Genomic DNA, 15,710 nt, shown 5'->3' on the forward strand with positions numbered 1-15,710 from the left:
GGACCGCACCTTCAGATCAGCTCAGGCCCTCGATGGTGGTGCGGACCTTGGAGATGATGGCGTCGGGGATCGGCGCGTAGTCGATGCCCGAGAGGATGCCCTGGCCCTCCGTGCTGGCGATGTAGCGCAGGAACGCCTTGGTGGCGGGCAGCGTGGCGGACTTGTTGCCCTTGTCGCAGGCGATCTCGTAGGTGACCAGGGTGATCGGGTAGGCGCCGTCGGCCTTGGTGGTGTAGTCGAGCTTCAGCGACAGGTCGCTGCCGGTGCCGACGACCTGGGCGGCGGCCACGGCCTTGGTGGCACCGTCGGAGGAGGCCTTGACCGGGGCGGAGGCGCCGGTGTCGATGGAGACGACGCCGAGACCGTCCTTGGCGTACGACAGCTCCATGTAGCCGATCGCGCCGTTGGTCTGCTTCACGCCCTGGGCGACACCGGAGGAGCCGGAGGCGGACTGGCCGCCCTTGGCCTGCCAGGCCTTGCCGCCGGAGTACTTCCAGTCGCTCGGGGCGGCGGCGATCAGGTACTTCGTGAAGTTGTCCGTCGTACCCGACTCGTCGGAGCGGTGGTACGGCTGGATCTTCAGGTCGGGGAGCTTGGCGTCGGGGTTGAGCGCGGCGATCGCCTTGTCGTTCCAGTTGGTGATCTTGCCGTCGAAGATCTTGGCGATCGTCGAGGCGTCGAGCACCAGGTCGTCCACGCCGGAGACGTTGTACGCGACGGCGATCGGGCCGGCCACCATCGGGAGGTCGATGCCCTGGCCGCCCGAGCAGACCGACTTGGACGCGGTGACCTCTTCGGGCTTCAGCGCGGAGTCCGAACCGGCGAAGGCGACCTGGCCCTGCGTGAACGCGGTGACACCGGCGCCCGAGCCGGAGCCCTTGTAGTTCACCTGGACCCCGGAGCAGGCCTGGGTGAAGTTCTTGACCCAGGCGTCGATCGCGTTCTTCTGCGCGGAGGAGCCGTCGGCGAGCAGCTGGCCCTTGGCGTCGTCGCACTTGATCGAACCGGCCGCGGCGGTGGCGGAGGAGCTGCTGCCGCTGCTGGATCCGGTGTCGTCGGAGCCGCACGCCGTGAGGGCCAGGGCGCCGGAGACGGCGAGAGCACCGAGGGTGAGGGCCCGCCGGTTCATGCGCTGAAGCTTCACTTGAGGGAGTTCCTTCCAGGAGCCGCCGTCCTGAATTCGGCGGCGTGCGAAAGTCATGGGCGGCGTGGGCGCGTCCGTCTGGTCGCGTTCCGCACCGGGTAAGGCCGAAATTAGGCAGATCAGGTGAAGGCGCCTACGGGCGCGAGTGAACGGCGGGTGAACCCCTGGGGACGGCCTGGTTAGGTCACGGAACGCTTACGTCGAGGACACGGCGGGGTTCCGGGTCAGGTGAGGCGCATGGTGTTCAGGAGGGCGTCGACGAGCTCACGGTCCCTGGCCTGGGTGAGACGGACACGGGCCGCGGACGGCCGGAGCCACAGGAGGCGGTCGACCTCGTCGTTCGGGGTGAAGTCGCCGGACACCGCCTCGGCCGCCCAGTAGCGCACCTGCTTGGGCCGGCCGTTCGCCTCGTACCGCACGGTGGGCAGCGGGGCCCCGGGCGCGGCGCGGTAGCCCGTCTCCTCCGCGACCTCGCGCAGGGCACCGGCGAGTGGGTCCTCGCCCCGCTTGAGCTTGCCCTTGGGGTGTGACCAGTCGTCGTATTTGGGCCGGTGGACCAGACACACCTCCAGTTCACCGCCGACGGGGGAGCGGCGCCACAGGACGCAGCCGGCTGCCTGGACGAGGATCTGGTTCGGGGAGCTCACTGCTTCTCACCGCCTGCCTGACTGGCTCTCTGGCTTGCTGTCTGCCCGGGCCGGCCGTCCTCCCGGTGACGGCGTGCTGTCCGGGTGCTTACGGCACGGTGTCCACGGCGTGCCGTCCGGGCGCCGCGGCACGGTCTACGGCGTGCCGACGGTCTGCTTCTGCCAGCAGTGCTGGAACGCGTACCGCGCTGCCTCCACCTCATGCCGCTGGTCCGCGTGCAGCACGCCGAGCGCGTACGCGGTGGCCGGCGCGATGCGGGGCGTGCGGGCCGCCTGGGCCGCGGCGGCCGCCGCCTCCGAGGCGTCCCGGTGCCGGTCGAGGGCCTGGCCGGCGGTGATCAGACGCATCTCCAGGGGGGTGCCGCGGCCGTGCAGGACCTCGCAGGCGTAGCGGTGCAGCCGCAGGAGCAGGCGGACCTGGTGCCAGGGCGCGTCCTGCGGGTGCGGGGCCGGGTCCGGGGAGAGGCCGTGGACCAGCGCCTCCGCGTTGTACGGGCTGCCCGCGGTGACGAGGGGCAGGGCGGCGACGGCGTCCGCGAGGCGCTCCTCGGCGGCCGCGGCGAGCGGGCTGAGGTCGGTGGTGGCGGCGCCGGGGGTGAGCGGGACCTCGCTGGCGAGGACCGCGACCTTGTCCGCGACCGCGTGGAAGCGGGAGGAGCCGAGCGCCTGGAGGGCGGTGCTGTGCGCCCGGGTGCGGGCGAGGGTGAGCTGGCGGTCGAGGAGGGCGCCTGCCTTGGCCGCGCCCACGGTGAGGTTGCCGCGGTCGGGGGCGGGCACCGAGGTGGGGCCGCCGCCGGGGGCGGGTGCCGCCTTCGCCGGGACGGGCGCCGCGCCGGCGGCACGGCTGCCCGCGGCCGGGCCTTGCACGGAGGTGCCTGCCGCCGGGCCTGCCGCGGAGGCCTTCTCCGCAGCGCCCTGCGCGGTCCTGCCCGCGGCCGTGCCGGACGCGGCGGTGCCCGCGGGGGCGCCTTGCGCGGGCCTGGCCGTGGGCGCGCCCAGCGTCTGGGCGGGTACCGGTGTGGTGCCCGACAGACGGTGCAGTGCCAGCAGCAGACGTTCCAGGCGGGCGCCGTAGGCGTGCTCCAGGGCCAGCGTGCCCGACAGCCACGCCAGTTCCGGGCGGATCTGCTCCGACCACTCCGGGTCGAGGAGCGGGCGGAAGGTGTGCAGGCTGCCGCTGATGCGGCGGGCCGTGCGGCGCAGGGCGCGCGCCGCGTCGACGGCCTCCTCCGCGCCGCCCGCCGCACCGGCGATCGCCGTGCCGCCCGCCCACGAGCCGTTGAGCGACGTACCGCCCCCGGTCTCCCGGTGCAGCCGCAGTGCGCGGAGGAAGTCCGTGGCCTGGGCCCGGAGGTAGCCCGCCAGGGCTTCCCCGGTGGGGGGCCCTTCGTCTCGGGCGGAGCCGAGAGCGGGGCCGGACCCGGCCGCGGGACCCGTCAGGTCATGGTGTCGCTGTGCCACGCCGGCGCCTCCGGGCGTCTATGAGCATCTCCTGGACGTTGCGCAGGGGTTGGCCGTCCGCGTCGGCCGCGTGCCGGGTCCACTCGCCGTCCGGGCCGAGGTGCCAGGAGGAGGTGGCGTCGGACATGCCGGTTTCGAGCAGCCGGTTCAGGGCCGCCCGGTGGGCCGGGTCGGTGACCCTGACCAGGGCCTCGATCCGGCGGTCGAGGTTGCGGTGCATCATGTCGGCGCTGCCGATCCACACCTCGGGCTCGCCGCCGTTGCCGAAGCCGAAGACCCGGGAGTGCTCCAGGAAGCGGCCGAGGATCGAGCGGACCTTGATGTTCTCCGACAGACCCGGCACGCCCGGGCGCACCGCGCAGATGCCGCGCACCCACACCTCCACGGGCACGCCCGCCTGGGAGGCCCGGTAGAGGGAGTCGATCAGCGCCTCGTCGACGATCGAGTTGACCTTGATGCGGACGTACGCGGGACGTCCCGCGCGGTGGTGCTGGATCTCCTTCTCGACCCGGGAGATCAGGCCGTCGCGCAGCGACTTGGGGGCGACGAGGAGCCGGCGGTAGGTCTCGCGGCGCGAGTAGCCGGACAGCCGGTTGAACAGGTCGGAGAGGTCGGCGCCGACCTGCGGGTCCGCGGTGAGCAGGCCGAGGTCCTCGTAGAGCCGGGCCGTCTTCGGGTGGTAGTTGCCGGTGCCGACATGGCTGTAACGCCGCAGCGTCTCGCCCTCCTGACGGACCACCAGCGACAGCTTGCAGTGGGTCTTCAGGCCGACGAGGCCGTAGACGACATGGCAGCCGGCCTCCTCCAGCTTGCGCGCCCACTTGATGTTGGCGTGCTCGTCGAAGCGGGCCTTGATCTCGACCAGGACGAGGACCTGCTTGCCGGACTCGGCCGCGTCGATGAGCGCGTCGACTATGGGGGAGTCGCCGGAGGTCCGGTACAGGGTCTGCTTGATCGCGAGGACGTCCGGGTCGGCGGCCGCCTGCTCCAGGAAGGCCTGGACGGAGGTGGAGAAGCTGTCGTACGGGTGGTGCAGGAGGACGTCGCGGCTGCGCAGCGCGCCGAAGATGTCGGGGGCGGAGGCGGACTCCACCTCGGCGAGGTCGCGATGCGTGCCGGCGATGAACTTCTTGTACTTCAGTTCGGGCCGGTCGAGGCTGTGGATGCGGAAGAGACCCGTGAGGTCCAGGGGGCCCGGCAGCGGGTAGACCTCGGCCTCGGAGATCTTCAGCTCGCGCACCAGCAGGTCCAGGACCTCGCGGTCGATGGACTCCTCGACCTCCAGGCGCACCGGCGGCCCGAAGCGGCGCCGCATGAGCTCCTTCTCCAGGGCCTGCAGGAGGTTCTCGGCGTCGTCCTCCTCGACCTCCAGGTCCTCGTTCCGGGTGAGCCGGAAGGCGTGGTGCTCGAGCACCTCCATGCCCGGGAACAGCTCCTCCAGATGCGCGGCGATGACGTCCTCGATGGGCACGTAGCGGCCGGGCGAGCTCTCCAGGAAGCGGGACAGCAGCGGCGGCACCTTGACGCGCGCGAAGTGTTTGTGGCCGCTGACGGGGTTGCGTACGACGACCGCGAGGTTGAGCGAGAGACCCGAGATGTACGGGAACGGGTGCGCGGGATCGACGGCCAGCGGGGTCAGGACCGGGAAGATCTGGTGCCGGAACAGCGTGAAGAGGCGGGCCTGCTCCTTCTCCGTCAGCTCGCCCCAGCGGACCAGGTGGATGCCCTCCTCCGCGAGCGCGGGGGCGACGTCCTCGTGGTAGGCGGCGGCGTGCCGGGCCATGAGCTCGCGCGAGCGGGCCCAGATCATCTCCAGCACCTCGCGGGGCTGCAGCCCGGAGGCGGAACGGGTGGCCACGCCCGTCGCGATGCGGCGCTTCAGCCCGGCCACCCGGACCATGAAGAACTCGTCCAGGTTGCTGGCGAAGATGGCGAGGAAGTTCGCTCGTTCCAGCAGGGGCGTGTTCGGGTCCTCGGCGAGTTCGAGCACCCGCTCGTTGAACGCGAGCCAGCTGCGCTCCCGGTCGAGGAAGCGGCCCTGCGGAAGCTGGGCCCCGTCGATCCTCGACTCCTCGTACGCGTCGAGGTCGGCATCGATGTCGGGTTCCAGATCGGAGACCGCGGCCGCGACGGTGTGCGGGCGGTGCGCGGCTATGGAGCCCACGGAGGGCTGCGCGTGCTGGACATCGGCCTGGGCGGCGTGTGACTGGCTCATGTACCCATTCTTCCGCGCCAGGAACGTTACGGGCGCGTCGGAACGTGCAGGCGGGAGCGTGGCGGCCGTCTTCTCGGGGTGATTCCCCTCGGGCGGCGAGGCCTCGGGCACGGCGGGCTTCATTCGCCGAGCGTCGCAAGGCCGTCTGAACCGACGGTTACGGAGACATGGCGTGTGGGATATCGGGGGGCGGATCACGGGGGTCGGGTGGGGCGCGAGGGGCGCCGTCGCCCGTCGAGGAGGGGGCCGGCGGGGCTGTGGTGGAGGGCTGCGTACGTCCATCCCCCCGCGGAAGGGCGTACGCACCCCCGGCTCACGCCGCGCGGCGGCGCAGCAGCAGGAAGGCGGCGGTGGTGGCGAGGGCGGCGACCGCGAGGACGATGCCGGTTTCCACGAGGTTGATCGGCCAGAAGTGGGACTCGGGGTGGTAGGTCGTGTAGAAGCCGGTGACGCCCAGGTCGTCGAGGCAGCCCTGCGTTCTGGCGGCCGATCCGCCGTAGCAGTCGGTGACGTCGAAGTACGGCACCTGACGGCCGTGGACGAGTGCGCCGCTCTCCACGTTCCACGCGGTGACGGGGTAGTCGAAGTCCTCCCTCGCCGAGGTGAGGGTCACGGCGGGCCAGAACGAGCCGCGGTACTGCGCCACGACGAAGGAGAGCGTCTCCGTGGCGACGACGGAGACGCCGAGGGCGGGCAGCGGACGGCGCAGCAGCAGCGCGGTGAGCGCGCCGACGGCGAGCGCGCAGAGCGCGTACGCGAGGGTGGCCGGACCGCGGGAGAGGTACGTGCTGTCTCCCATCCACTCGCTGAACAGCAGGTCCTCGTCGTAGGCCCAGCGGTACACCAGGACCAGCACGGTGCCGCCGGCGGTCACGACGAGCGCGGCGACGCCGAGCTTGGCGGTGAGCCAGCGGGTGGGGGAGATGCCCTGGGTCCAGGCGAGGTGCGCGGTCCCGTCGCCGAGTTCGCTGCCGATCAGCGCGCCGCCCGCGAAGGCGGCCACGCCGAGGAAGAGGTACGAGACCAGCAGACCGACCAGATCGATGCCCGCCTGGTAACCGGGCAGGCCGACCATCGTCACGTCGCACCAGTCCTGGCCTGCCCTGTCGCAGGTCTCCAGCGCCTTGAGCTCCGCCTTGGCGGTGACCTCGGCGAGCCACACCAGCCAGCCGCTCAGACCGGCCACGAACAGGGCCCAGACCAGGAGGGCGGAGCGGTGCAGGCGCAGGACGGTACGGGCGGTGCCCCAGGAGGCGCGCGGGGCCGCGGGGGTCGGGGAGACGCCGGCTCTCGCGTCGGCGACGACGGTCATACGGTGGCCTCCTGGGCGGCGGTCGGGGCGGTGCGCGGGGTGGCGGTGGTGCGCCTGAGCAGGGTGAACGCGGCCACGGTGAGGGCGGCGGCGACGGCCAGGAGCAGCGCGGTGGTGGTCAGCTGCAGCGGCCAGTAGTGGGACTCGGGGTGGTAGGTGGCGTAGAAGCCGGTGGCGTCGAGCCTGGCGTACACCGCCTCGCAGGCGTCGGCGGACGGGAAGCGGCAGCCGGGGTCGGCGAGGCGGGCGCCGTCGGCGGTCACCAGGCCCGAGTCGACCGTGAGGCCCGCACCGTCCGGGCCGGTGCCGAGGCCGGAGACCCTGGTGACGGCCGGCCACAGGTGCGGCATGGCCTGGTCGGCCAGCACCCGCAGGGCGGCGACGGCACCGAGCGCGAGCGTCAGCGCGGGCAGGGTGCGGCGCAGCAGCAGACCGGCGAGGGCACCGCCGGCCAGGCCGGTCAGGGCGAGGGCGACGGTGGTGGGGCCGTTGGTGTGCAGGGTCAGGTTGTCGTACCAGCTCTTGGCGGTGTCGATCCGGCCGTCGCCGGCCGACCACGTCAGACGGTGCAGCGTGACCAGCAGCCCGGTGCCGGCGGCGACGAGCGCGGCGGGCACGGCGAGCTTGGCGGCCAGCCAGCGGGCCGGGGACAGGCCCTGCGTCCAGGCGAGCTGGGCGGTGCCGTGCTCCAGCTCGCGGCCGAAGAGGGCGGCGCCCGCCCAGGCGGCGACCGCGAAGGGGAGCGCGGTCAGCGCGAACGTCGTGTACGTGTACACGTTCTTGTAGCGCAGGATCGCGTCCTGGTCGTACCGGCAGGGCGCGGCGTCGGCGCAGTCGGTGTCGTACTGCCGCCAGGCCGCGGCCGCGGCGTCGGTGAGCGGGCCCCCCAGCCACACCAGTCCGGCGGCGAGGACGGCCACGAGGCCCAGCCAGGTGTACAGGGCGGGGCGGTGCAGGCGCAGGAGCCAGCGGGGCGAAGGGAGCGAGGGGGGCGAGGGGGCCGGAGCGGGGACGGCGGGCTGGGCGAGGGTGGTCACGCGGCGGGCTCCTGGGCTCGGCGGGGCTCGGCGGGAAGCCGGGTGGTCATGCCAGGGCCTCCTCGGGCGTCGGGGGCGTGAGGGGGGCGACGGCCTCGGGGTTGCGCAGGTAGGCGAGGACGAGTTCCTCCAGGGACGGCGCCGCCGTGCGCCAGTCGCCGGGGAGGCTGCCCGCGGGGCGGATCAGCGCGGTGAACTGGCGGCCGGTGACCCGGGACTCGACGACCGTGTGCGGGGCGAGGCCGGGCTGCCCGTCCGCCGACTCCGACGTCGCGCTCACGCGCGTGTGCGCGGCCAGCAGGTCGTCCGTCTCCCCGGCGAGCCTGACCCGGCCGCCGCCGACCAGCAGCAGATGGTCGCAGGAGTCCTCCAGCTCGGCGACCACGTGCGAGGACATCACGATGGTGGTCCCGTACTGCGCCGCCTGGGACATGAGGGTGCCCATCAGCTCGTGCCGGGCGAGCGGGTCCAGGTCGGCCATCGGCTCGTCCAGGAGGAGCAGTTCGGGCCGCTTGCCGAGGGCGAGCGCGAGGGCGACGCGGGTGCGCTGGCCGCCGGAGAGCGCACGGATCTTCCGCCTGGGGTCGAGGTCCCCGGCGGAGACGATCCGCTCGGCGGTCGCGGCGTCCCAGCGGCCCGGGTTGAGGTCGGCGCCCACGCGCAGCGTGTCGGCGACGGTGAGCTGCGGGTACAGCGGCTTGTCCTGGGCGACGTAGCCGACACGCGCGCGTGCGGAGGCGGGGTCCGTGCCGAGGACGGTGACCGTGCCCTCGGTGGGGGCCAGCAGCCCCGCGGCGAGGGCGAGGAGCGTGGACTTGCCGGCCCCGTTGGGTCCGACGACGGCGCAGACGCGGCCCGCGGGCAGCCGGAACGCGCAATCGCGCAGCGCCCAGCCCCCGCGCCGGCCGAAACGCTTTCCGAGCGCGGTCGCCGCCATGGCGGTGTCGGTCATGAGGGTTCTCCCTGGGGGTGCGCGGGCTCTGGACGAGCGGTGGGGCCGGCGGGGGCTGGGGCTGCGGCTGGGGCGGAGTCGGGTACTCCACCGCCCGGCGGCGCGAAGTGCTCGTCGAGCACGGCGGTGAAGAGCGCGGCCACGTCGTCGCGGTCCAGGCCGGTGTCGCGGGCCCGGACCGCCCAGGCGGCCAGCTCGGTGCGCAGGGGCGAGTCGGCCGGGGCGGTGCTCAGCCCGCGCCGCACGAACGTGCCGAGCCCGCGCCGTGCCTCCACCAGCCCCTCGCGCTCCAGCTCGCGGTACGCCTTCAGCACGGTGTTGGGGTTGATGGCGGTCGCCTCGACGACCTCGCGGGCGGTGGGCAGCTTGTCGCCGGGCCGCAGGACGCCCAGCCGCAGGGCCTGCTTGGTCTGCTGGACGATCTGGACGTAGGTGGCCACGCCGCTGTGCCGGTCGATGCGGTACTCGACCACTCGGATCACCACCCTTTCACTAATTGAGTAGTGAAAGGGTGGTGCAAGGGGGGAGAGAAGTCAAGATCGTGAGGGAGGGGACGGGCCGGGCGGGGTGGGGTCCGGGGCGGACGGGCCGGGAAAATTCGTGGGCCGGACCGTGAACCGATCGGCGGGGCCGGACCGATGAGGGGATGTGAGCGAAACGAGAAGCGACGGGGAGCTGCTGCGGGCCATCGCGGCGGACGCGGACCGTCACGCCTTCGAGGAGCTGTACCGGCGGTACGCGCCGTGGCTGACCGCACGCATGCGCGGCCGCTGCGCCGACGCCGGGATAGTCGACGACGTCGTCCAGGAGACGTTCCTCGCGGTGTGGCGGGGCAGCGCCCGCTACCGCGAGGAGGGCGACGTCGCCGGCTGGCTGTGGCGCATCGGCGCGCGGCGGCTGGTCGACGCCCTGCGCGGCGACGGCGCGCGCGGCCGGCTGCGCCAGGCCCTCGCGCGTCTGCGCCACCGCGACGAGGCCTCGGCGGAGGAACGCGTGCTCGCGGGGGTGGAGCACGGGGACCTCGCCGGGGCCCTCACCCGCCTCTCGCCGGAGCTGCGGGCCGTCCTGCAGGCCACCGTCATCGACGGGCTCACCACCCGGGAGGCGGCCGTCCTGCTCGGCATCCCGCCCGGCACGGTCAAGACGCGGGCCCAACGCGCCCGCAAGCAACTGCGGGAGGCGCTGGCATGAAGCGGTTCGTGGACGAGGGGCACGGCGCCCACGGGGCCGTGCGGCGCACCGGCCGCGCCGGTGGGGCCGGCCCGCGCCGGTACGCGCGGACCGGGGCCGCCGCCCGCGCGGGGGAGCGCCCGACGTGGCACCGGGCCGACCGCCCCACGCCGTACGGGACAGCGGCCGGTGCCCGTCCGGGCGCGGGCACCGACCAGCCGAGGGAGGCACAGGCATGACGTGGCATGTGGCGGAAGACGATCTGCGCGCCTACGCCCACGGCGAGTTGGCGCCGCCCCTGCTGTGGTCCGCCGACACGCATCTCACCGGGTGCGCGGAGTGCCGGGCCCGGCTCGCGCTGACCGCCGACCCCGTGGCGCTGGACGCCGGCTGGGAGCGGCTCGACGCCGAGCTGGACGCGCCGCGGCCGAGCCTCACCGAGCGGCTGCTGCTGCGGATCGGCGTCGCCGACCACACCGCGCGGCTGCTCACCGCGACCCCCGTCCTGCGCCGCTCCTGGCTGCTGTCTGTGCTGTTCCTGCTGGTCATGACGGTGCTGGCGGTACGCGTCGCGGACGTGCCCGCGCTGTTCCTCGCGCTGGCCCCGCTGCTCCCGCTGGCCGGGGTCGCCCTGTCCTACGGCCCCGGCCTGGACCCGACGTACGAGATGGCCGTCGTCGCCCCGCTGCACGGCTTCCGGCTGCTGATGATCCGTACGGTCGCGGTGCTCACCGCGGGCCTCGCCCTCAACGGCCTGGCGACCCTCGCCCTCCCGGGCTACGGACTGATGGCCCTGGCCTGGCTGCTGCCCGCCCTCGCCCTCACGACGACGGCGCTCGCGCTCTCCGCCCGGCTGGGCCCGGTCCTCGCGCCCGCCCTGGTCGGCGGGGCCTGGCTGACCCTGCTCGTGACCCAGGCCCAGGTGCAGACCCACGGCGCCCTCGCCCCGTTCACCGCGGTCGGCCAGTCCGCCGCGGCAGGGGTGGCGGTCCTGGCCGCCCTGCTGCTCTACCAGGCCCGGGACCGCTTCGACGCCCGTCCGCTGGGCGGCTTCGGGGACGGAGGGACGGCATGACACGGCCCTTCGCGCCGCCGGGTGACAGCGGCGGCCCCACCCCGCTCCCGGTCCCCGCGGCCGGCAGGCGCGGCGTGACACCGCCCGCCCCCGACCCCGCCGCCCCGACCGCCCACCGCATGTTCAGGAGTCACGCGTGACCATCGACCCCACCACCGAGCCCACCACCGTGCGGGCCGACGGCCTGGTGCTGCGCTACGGCGGCACCCGTGCCCTCGACGGCGTCTCGCTGCGGCTGACGCGCGGTGTCACCGGGCTGCTCGGTCCCAACGGCGCCGGAAAGACCACCCTGCTGCGGGTGCTGGCCACGGCCGTACCCGCCGACGACGGCGAGTTCACCGCCCTCGGTCACGACCCCGGCACCGCCCCCGGCCGCCTCGCCCTGCGCCGCACGCTCGGCTACCTGCCCCAGACCCCCGGCTTCCACCCCGACTTCACGGCCTTCGAGTTCGTCGACTACGTGGCGATCCTGAAGGAGTTGACCGACTGGGGCGCCCGCCACCGCGAGGTACGCCGTGTCCTGGACGCCGTCGACCTCTCCGACGTGCGCGGCAAGCGCCTCAAGCGGCTCTCCGGCGGCATGCGCCAGCGCGTCGCCCTGGCCGCGGCTCTCGTCGGCGACCCCGGCTTCCTCGTCCTGGACGAGCCGACCGTCGGCCTGGACCCCGAACAGCGCATGCGCTTCCGGGAACTGATCGCCCAGGCGGGCGAGGGACGCACGGTCCTGCTGTCCACGCACCAGACGGAGGACGTGGCGATGCTCTGCCACCGCGTCGTCGTCCTGGCCCGTGGACGCGTCCACTTCGAGGGCACCCCCGCCGACCTGACCGCCCGTGCGGCCGGCCGCGTCTGGAGCAGCGCGGAACGCGACCCGGGCGCACGGGCGGGCTGGCGCACCGGCCTGGGCACCTACCGCAACATCGGTGACCCGCCGGCCGGCGCCGACCTCCTCGAACCCACCCTGGAGGACGGCTATCTGCTCGCCCTGGACGGCGAGAGCGCGGAGGTGACGGCATGAGCCGCACCACGACCGCCCCGGTCGTGGACCCGGCCGTCCCGGCCGGCGAACCCCCGCGCGCGGGCCGCCGCACCGCGGCCGTCCTCGCCCTGGCCCGCTTCGAGGCCCGGGAACTCCTGGTGCAGATCCAGATCCTGCTCTTCTTCGCCCTCTACGTCCTCCTCGTCGTCCTGCGCATGACGTTCCAGGAGGGGATGGACGCCTACCCGGTCCTCAACACGGTCGACCGTGCCGTCCAGTCGTCCCCGCTGCTGTTCGCCATCGCCGTCCTCGTCTGCACCAACGCGGCCGCGCTGCGCTCGCGGAAGAACCGCACGGCCGACCAGTTCGACGTCCTGGCCATGGAACCCTGGCGACGCACCGCCGCCCGGGTGCTCTCCGTGATCCCGTTCGCGGCGCTCACCGCGGTCGTCGTCGCGGTGGAGTACACCCGGGAAGCGCTGAAGCCCGGCGCGATCGGCCACGGCTCGCTCGGCGAACTGGCGGTCGCCCCCCTGATGGTCCTGCTGGCCGGCGTCCTCGGAGTGCTGCTGGCCCGCGCCCTGCCCTCCGGCTTCGTCCCCATACTCTTCGTCGTCGCCTTCTACCTGGCCACGGTCGTGCTCTCCACCCTCGCGGACGAGGGCACGTGGTGGGGCTGGCTCTCGCCGATCGTCCTCACCGCCGAGACCGGCGGCGACCCGGTCCCCTCCGATCTGCTCGGCCGCCCCGCCGGCTGGCACGCCCTGTACATGCTGGGCCTGTGCGCCGTCGGGACCTGCGGGGCCCTGCTGCTCTCCGGCGGCCGCACTCGGGCCGTCAAGGCGGCGACCGCACTCGCGCTCGCCATCACCGCGGCCGGCGTGATCGGCCAGGTGCCCCATGACACGGCGGGCCTGGCGGAGGCGCGCAGGACGGCGTCCGAGACCCCGGAGAAGGTCCAGTCCTGCAAGGAGTACGACGGCTCGACGTACTGCTCCTTCCCCGAGTGGACCGGCGTACGGGACGACTGGGCCGCGGTCGTCGGGCGCGTCCGGTCCCTGGCGGGCGGCACGGCCGCGGACACCGCCCTGACGGTCAGCCAGCGCATCGACACCAGCAGCGGTGTGGAGGCCGACGCCTACCTCGAGCCCTACTCCACCCCCGGCCGGGTCACGGTCGGCACCCGCTGGGGCGGCAACCGGATCCCCGAATTCGCGGTCGGCGTCGCCACGGTGCTCGTGGCCGGCAGGGAGGACGCGACGGTGGAGGACATGTGCGACGCCCGGCCGGTGGCCATCATGTGGCTGGCCCTGGGCGGCGGGCCCACCCCGATGGACACCTTCCAGCACGTCCGCCTGGACGACAGCACCACCGGGTCGGGAATAGTCCTGGCCCCGACGGATTCGCTGCAACTGACGGCCCACCAGACGGACGTCGTGCGGGAGCTCCTGCAGCGTCCCCGAGCCGAGGCGGCGGCCCGGGTCAAGGCCCACTGGACGGAACTGACGTCCGCGGCCACCACGACGGCCCAGGCCGCGAAGCTGCTGGGGGTCCCGGTGCCGAAGGGGGCGGAGTCGTGCGACGCGTCGTAGGAGGAGGACACATGAGCCGACGGGGCATCCCGGCCGACCTGCTCCGGGCCCTGGCGCCGCCGGTGTGGCGCGCCCTTCCGCGCCGGGTGCCGGCGGCCGCCGCGGCCCTGGGCCTGCTGCCGGCGGCGGCCACCCGCCTCCCGGACCACGCCCCGGACGCCGGCCTCGGCCTGTTCGTCCTGCGCCTGACCGCCCTCGTCGGAGCCGTCGGCCTGGCCTTCCTCCTGGACGACCCGGCCCGCAACACCTGCGCCACGACCCCGATAGGCCGCCCGGCCCGGACCGCCCTCCGCCTGGCCATGGCCGTGCCCCTCACCACCCTCTGGTGGACGGCGGCCGTCCTGCTCCTGCCGTCCCCCACCCGGCCGCCCCTGCTCCCGGTCACCCTCCAGGCGGCGGCGATCAGCGCGGCCGCCCTCGCCCTCGCCACGACCGCCGTCCGTTTCACGGACAGGGCGGACGTGGGCAGGAGCGCGGCCCTCTGCCTGGGCACGGCAGCCGCGGTGACCGTCCTCATACCCGACCGCTGGGGCCTGCTGGCCACCCCGGCCGACCCCTGGTGGCAGGCCGCGCAGGTGAGATGGACGGCGGTCCTGCTGGTGACGGTGGCGGTGTGCGCGCTGTGGACCCCGGAGCCGCTGGGACGCCGACCGGTACGCGGGCGGCGATGGACCGGGTGAGCCGCCCGGGCGGCTCAGGCGACCGGGGTGCCCTGGTGGAAGTACATCCGCCAGCCCGTCTCCGTCAGCCGCCACAAGGAGCTCCGCCGCGCCCGGCTGCCCTGGTTGACGGCGTGGTACGTCAGGTGGACGAGACCGGGAGCGAGGAGGGTCCCGGACATCTCACTGACCTCGACCGGAGACTGCGGGGAGATGCCGCCCCCACTGGTCACCGTGAGGATCGACGTCACGTCCCAGCGGCGGCCGGAAGCCCCGATCTCGGTGAACTCCGGGTCCAGAAGCTCCAGCACCCGCTCCGGGGAGGCCCGCACCTCGGGATCGAGAAGCCGCAACTCCCCCTCGACAGCGGCCTGCACGGCCCGTTCCTGCTCATCAGCCATGCCGGCACCCTAGGGGGGTGGTTCGAAAGTCCCGACGAGCGGGCCCTGACCGGGCGGGCTCAGGTCTCGGTGCGGTACATCAGGTCCGTCTCGTGCGTGACGAACCCGAGCCTCTCGTAGACCGACACCGCCGCCTTGTTGTCGGCGTCGACGTACAGCATCGCCGTGGGCAGACCCTGCGCCGCGAGATGCCGGAGGCCGATGGTGGTGAGGGACTTGCCGAGGCCGCCGCCCTGGGCGCCGGGGGCGACCCCGAGGACGTACACCTCGCCCAGCTGTTCCTCGGCGTGGACCTTGGTCCAGTGGAAGCCGACGAGTTCCTCGCCGCGGAGGGCGAGGAAGAAGCCGGCGGGGTCGAACCAGGGCTCGGCCTTGCGGTCGTCGAGGTCCCGCTGCACCAGGGAGCCCTGTTCGGGGTGGTGGGCGAAGGCGGCGGCGTTGACGGCGAGCCAGGCGGCGTCGTCCTGACCGGGGACGAAGGTGCGGACGGTGACACCCTCGGGCAGCACCGGGTCGGACAGGTCGAGGTCGGCCAACGACCGCCGCATCTGGCGCAGTTCGCGGAACAGGGTCAGCCCGAGGACCTGGGCGAGGTGGCGGGCGGCCGAGTGGCCGCCGTGGGCCCACACCCGCAGCCGCTTGCCGGAGGCGGCGAGCAGGGCGGCGCCGAGGGCGCGGCCGTGTCCGTGGCCGCGGTGCGAGGGGTGGACGACCAGCTCGGCGGCCGGCGCCTCGACGGGGTCGGTGTCCTCCAGCTGGGCGTAGCCGACGAGTTCGCCGCCGACGGTGAGGACCAGGTGGGAGACGCCGTCGCGGGCGCCCCCGCGCAACTGCAGCCGGCCCTGTTCGGACACCGCCTGCTGGCCGTCCGTGCGGGCGGCCTCGGCGAGCAGGTCGAGCACGGCGTCGGTCTGTTCGGGGGAGAGTTCGGAGAGGGTCTCGATGGAGCGGGAGCCGTGGGGCCGTGCGATGTCGTCGCTGGTCATGCGTATGAGGGTAAGGGTCGGGCGCCGCAAAGTGGGGGCAAAGCGAAGGGCAAAGGGAAACCAGGATGTAACCACGAACC

16 protein-coding genes are annotated in these 15,710 nt (G+C 73.9%); 6 read left to right on the forward strand and 10 right to left on the reverse strand.

Features of this window, described 5'->3' with window-relative positions; all coding sequences use genetic code 11:
* Nucleotides 1-16: 16 nt before the first annotated feature.
* The 8 genes from pstS to ACFY2L_RS37525 form a co-directional block, all read right to left on the reverse strand.
* A complete protein-coding gene (pstS, locus tag ACFY2L_RS37490) occupies nucleotides 17-1,144 on the reverse strand; it encodes a phosphate ABC transporter substrate-binding protein PstS (protein WP_390660586.1) in 1,128 nt (375 codons plus the stop codon).
* A 224-nt stretch (nucleotides 1,145-1,368) separates the two neighbouring features.
* Complete coding sequence (locus ACFY2L_RS37495; protein ID WP_390824570.1) at nucleotides 1,369-1,791, reverse strand: NUDIX hydrolase; 423 nt, start codon at nucleotides 1,789-1,791, stop codon at nucleotides 1,369-1,371.
* Between the two features lie 135 nt (nucleotides 1,792-1,926).
* Nucleotides 1,927-3,252, reverse strand: coding sequence for a CHAD domain-containing protein (locus ACFY2L_RS37500; protein ID WP_390660584.1), 1,326 nt, complete (start codon nucleotides 3,250-3,252; stop codon nucleotides 1,927-1,929).
* Nucleotides 3,233-5,590, reverse strand: a complete 2,358-nt coding sequence (locus tag ACFY2L_RS37505) for an RNA degradosome polyphosphate kinase (protein WP_390660583.1) — start codon at nucleotides 5,588-5,590, stop codon at nucleotides 3,233-3,235. Before ACFY2L_RS37505 ends, ACFY2L_RS37500 begins: the two co-directional genes overlap by 20 nt.
* Nucleotides 5,591-5,780: 190 nt before the next feature.
* Nucleotides 5,781-6,779: a hypothetical protein gene (locus ACFY2L_RS37510; RefSeq protein WP_390824571.1), complete on the reverse strand. Its 999-nt coding sequence runs from the start codon at nucleotides 6,777-6,779 to the stop codon at nucleotides 5,781-5,783.
* Complete coding sequence (locus tag ACFY2L_RS37515; RefSeq protein ID WP_390824572.1) at nucleotides 6,776-7,816, reverse strand: ABC transporter permease; 1,041 nt, start codon at nucleotides 7,814-7,816, stop codon at nucleotides 6,776-6,778. The genes ACFY2L_RS37510 and ACFY2L_RS37515 overlap by 4 nt, the downstream gene beginning before the upstream one ends.
* Nucleotides 7,817-7,862: 46 nt before the next feature.
* Nucleotides 7,863-8,768, reverse strand: a complete 906-nt coding sequence (locus tag ACFY2L_RS37520) for an ABC transporter ATP-binding protein (RefSeq protein ID WP_390824573.1) — start codon at nucleotides 8,766-8,768, stop codon at nucleotides 7,863-7,865.
* The gene (locus ACFY2L_RS37525; RefSeq protein WP_390824574.1) at nucleotides 8,765-9,250 is read right to left on the reverse strand and encodes a GntR family transcriptional regulator; all 486 of its coding nucleotides are present in this window, start codon (nucleotides 9,248-9,250) and stop codon (nucleotides 8,765-8,767) included. The genes ACFY2L_RS37520 and ACFY2L_RS37525 overlap by 4 nt, the downstream gene beginning before the upstream one ends.
* A gap of 166 nt (nucleotides 9,251-9,416) precedes the next feature.
* On the opposite strand from ACFY2L_RS37525, the gene ACFY2L_RS37530 reads away from it, so the two are divergent.
* The 6 genes from ACFY2L_RS37530 to ACFY2L_RS37555 all read left to right on the forward strand — a co-directional run bounded on the left by ACFY2L_RS37530 (nucleotide 9,417) and on the right by ACFY2L_RS37555 (nucleotide 14,264).
* Nucleotides 9,417-9,959 (forward strand): RNA polymerase sigma factor, encoded by a 543-nt coding sequence (locus ACFY2L_RS37530; RefSeq protein ID WP_390660578.1) that lies wholly within the window; start codon nucleotides 9,417-9,419, stop codon nucleotides 9,957-9,959.
* Nucleotides 9,956-10,177 carry a hypothetical protein gene (locus tag ACFY2L_RS37535; RefSeq protein WP_390660577.1) on the forward strand — a complete coding sequence of 74 codons (222 nt, stop codon included), beginning with the start codon at nucleotides 9,956-9,958 and terminating at the stop codon, nucleotides 10,175-10,177. The genes ACFY2L_RS37530 and ACFY2L_RS37535 overlap by 4 nt, the downstream gene beginning before the upstream one ends.
* Nucleotides 10,174-11,013 (forward strand): anti-sigma factor family protein, encoded by an 840-nt coding sequence (locus ACFY2L_RS37540; RefSeq protein WP_390660576.1) that lies wholly within the window; start codon nucleotides 10,174-10,176, stop codon nucleotides 11,011-11,013. Before ACFY2L_RS37535 ends, ACFY2L_RS37540 begins: the two co-directional genes overlap by 4 nt.
* Before the next feature lie 136 nt (nucleotides 11,014-11,149).
* The gene (locus ACFY2L_RS37545) at nucleotides 11,150-12,031 is read left to right on the forward strand and encodes an ABC transporter ATP-binding protein (protein ID WP_390824575.1); all 882 of its coding nucleotides are present in this window, start codon (nucleotides 11,150-11,152) and stop codon (nucleotides 12,029-12,031) included.
* Nucleotides 12,028-13,584: an ABC transporter permease gene (locus tag ACFY2L_RS37550; protein WP_390824576.1), complete on the forward strand. Its 1,557-nt coding sequence runs from the start codon at nucleotides 12,028-12,030 to the stop codon at nucleotides 13,582-13,584. Before ACFY2L_RS37545 ends, ACFY2L_RS37550 begins: the two co-directional genes overlap by 4 nt.
* 11 nt (nucleotides 13,585-13,595) lie before the next feature.
* A complete protein-coding gene (locus ACFY2L_RS37555; protein ID WP_390824577.1) occupies nucleotides 13,596-14,264 on the forward strand; it encodes an ABC transporter in 669 nt (222 codons plus the stop codon).
* Nucleotides 14,265-14,278: 14 nt separating this feature from the next.
* Here the strand turns inward: ACFY2L_RS37555 and ACFY2L_RS37560 are convergent, their stop codons facing one another.
* Together ACFY2L_RS37560 and mshD are read right to left on the reverse strand one after the other, a co-directional pair.
* On the reverse strand, nucleotides 14,279-14,644 hold the full coding sequence (locus ACFY2L_RS37560; protein ID WP_390824578.1) for a DUF4440 domain-containing protein: 366 nt from the start codon (nucleotides 14,642-14,644) through the stop codon (nucleotides 14,279-14,281).
* Nucleotides 14,645-14,703: 59 nt separating this feature from the next.
* Nucleotides 14,704-15,630, reverse strand: a complete 927-nt coding sequence (gene mshD, locus ACFY2L_RS37565; RefSeq protein WP_390824579.1) for a mycothiol synthase — start codon at nucleotides 15,628-15,630, stop codon at nucleotides 14,704-14,706.
* Between the last annotated feature and the right edge of the window lie 80 nt (nucleotides 15,631-15,710).

This window comes from Streptomyces sp. NPDC001381 (assembly GCF_042895685.1).
Lineage (GTDB): Bacteria > Actinomycetota > Actinomycetes > Streptomycetales > Streptomycetaceae > Streptomyces.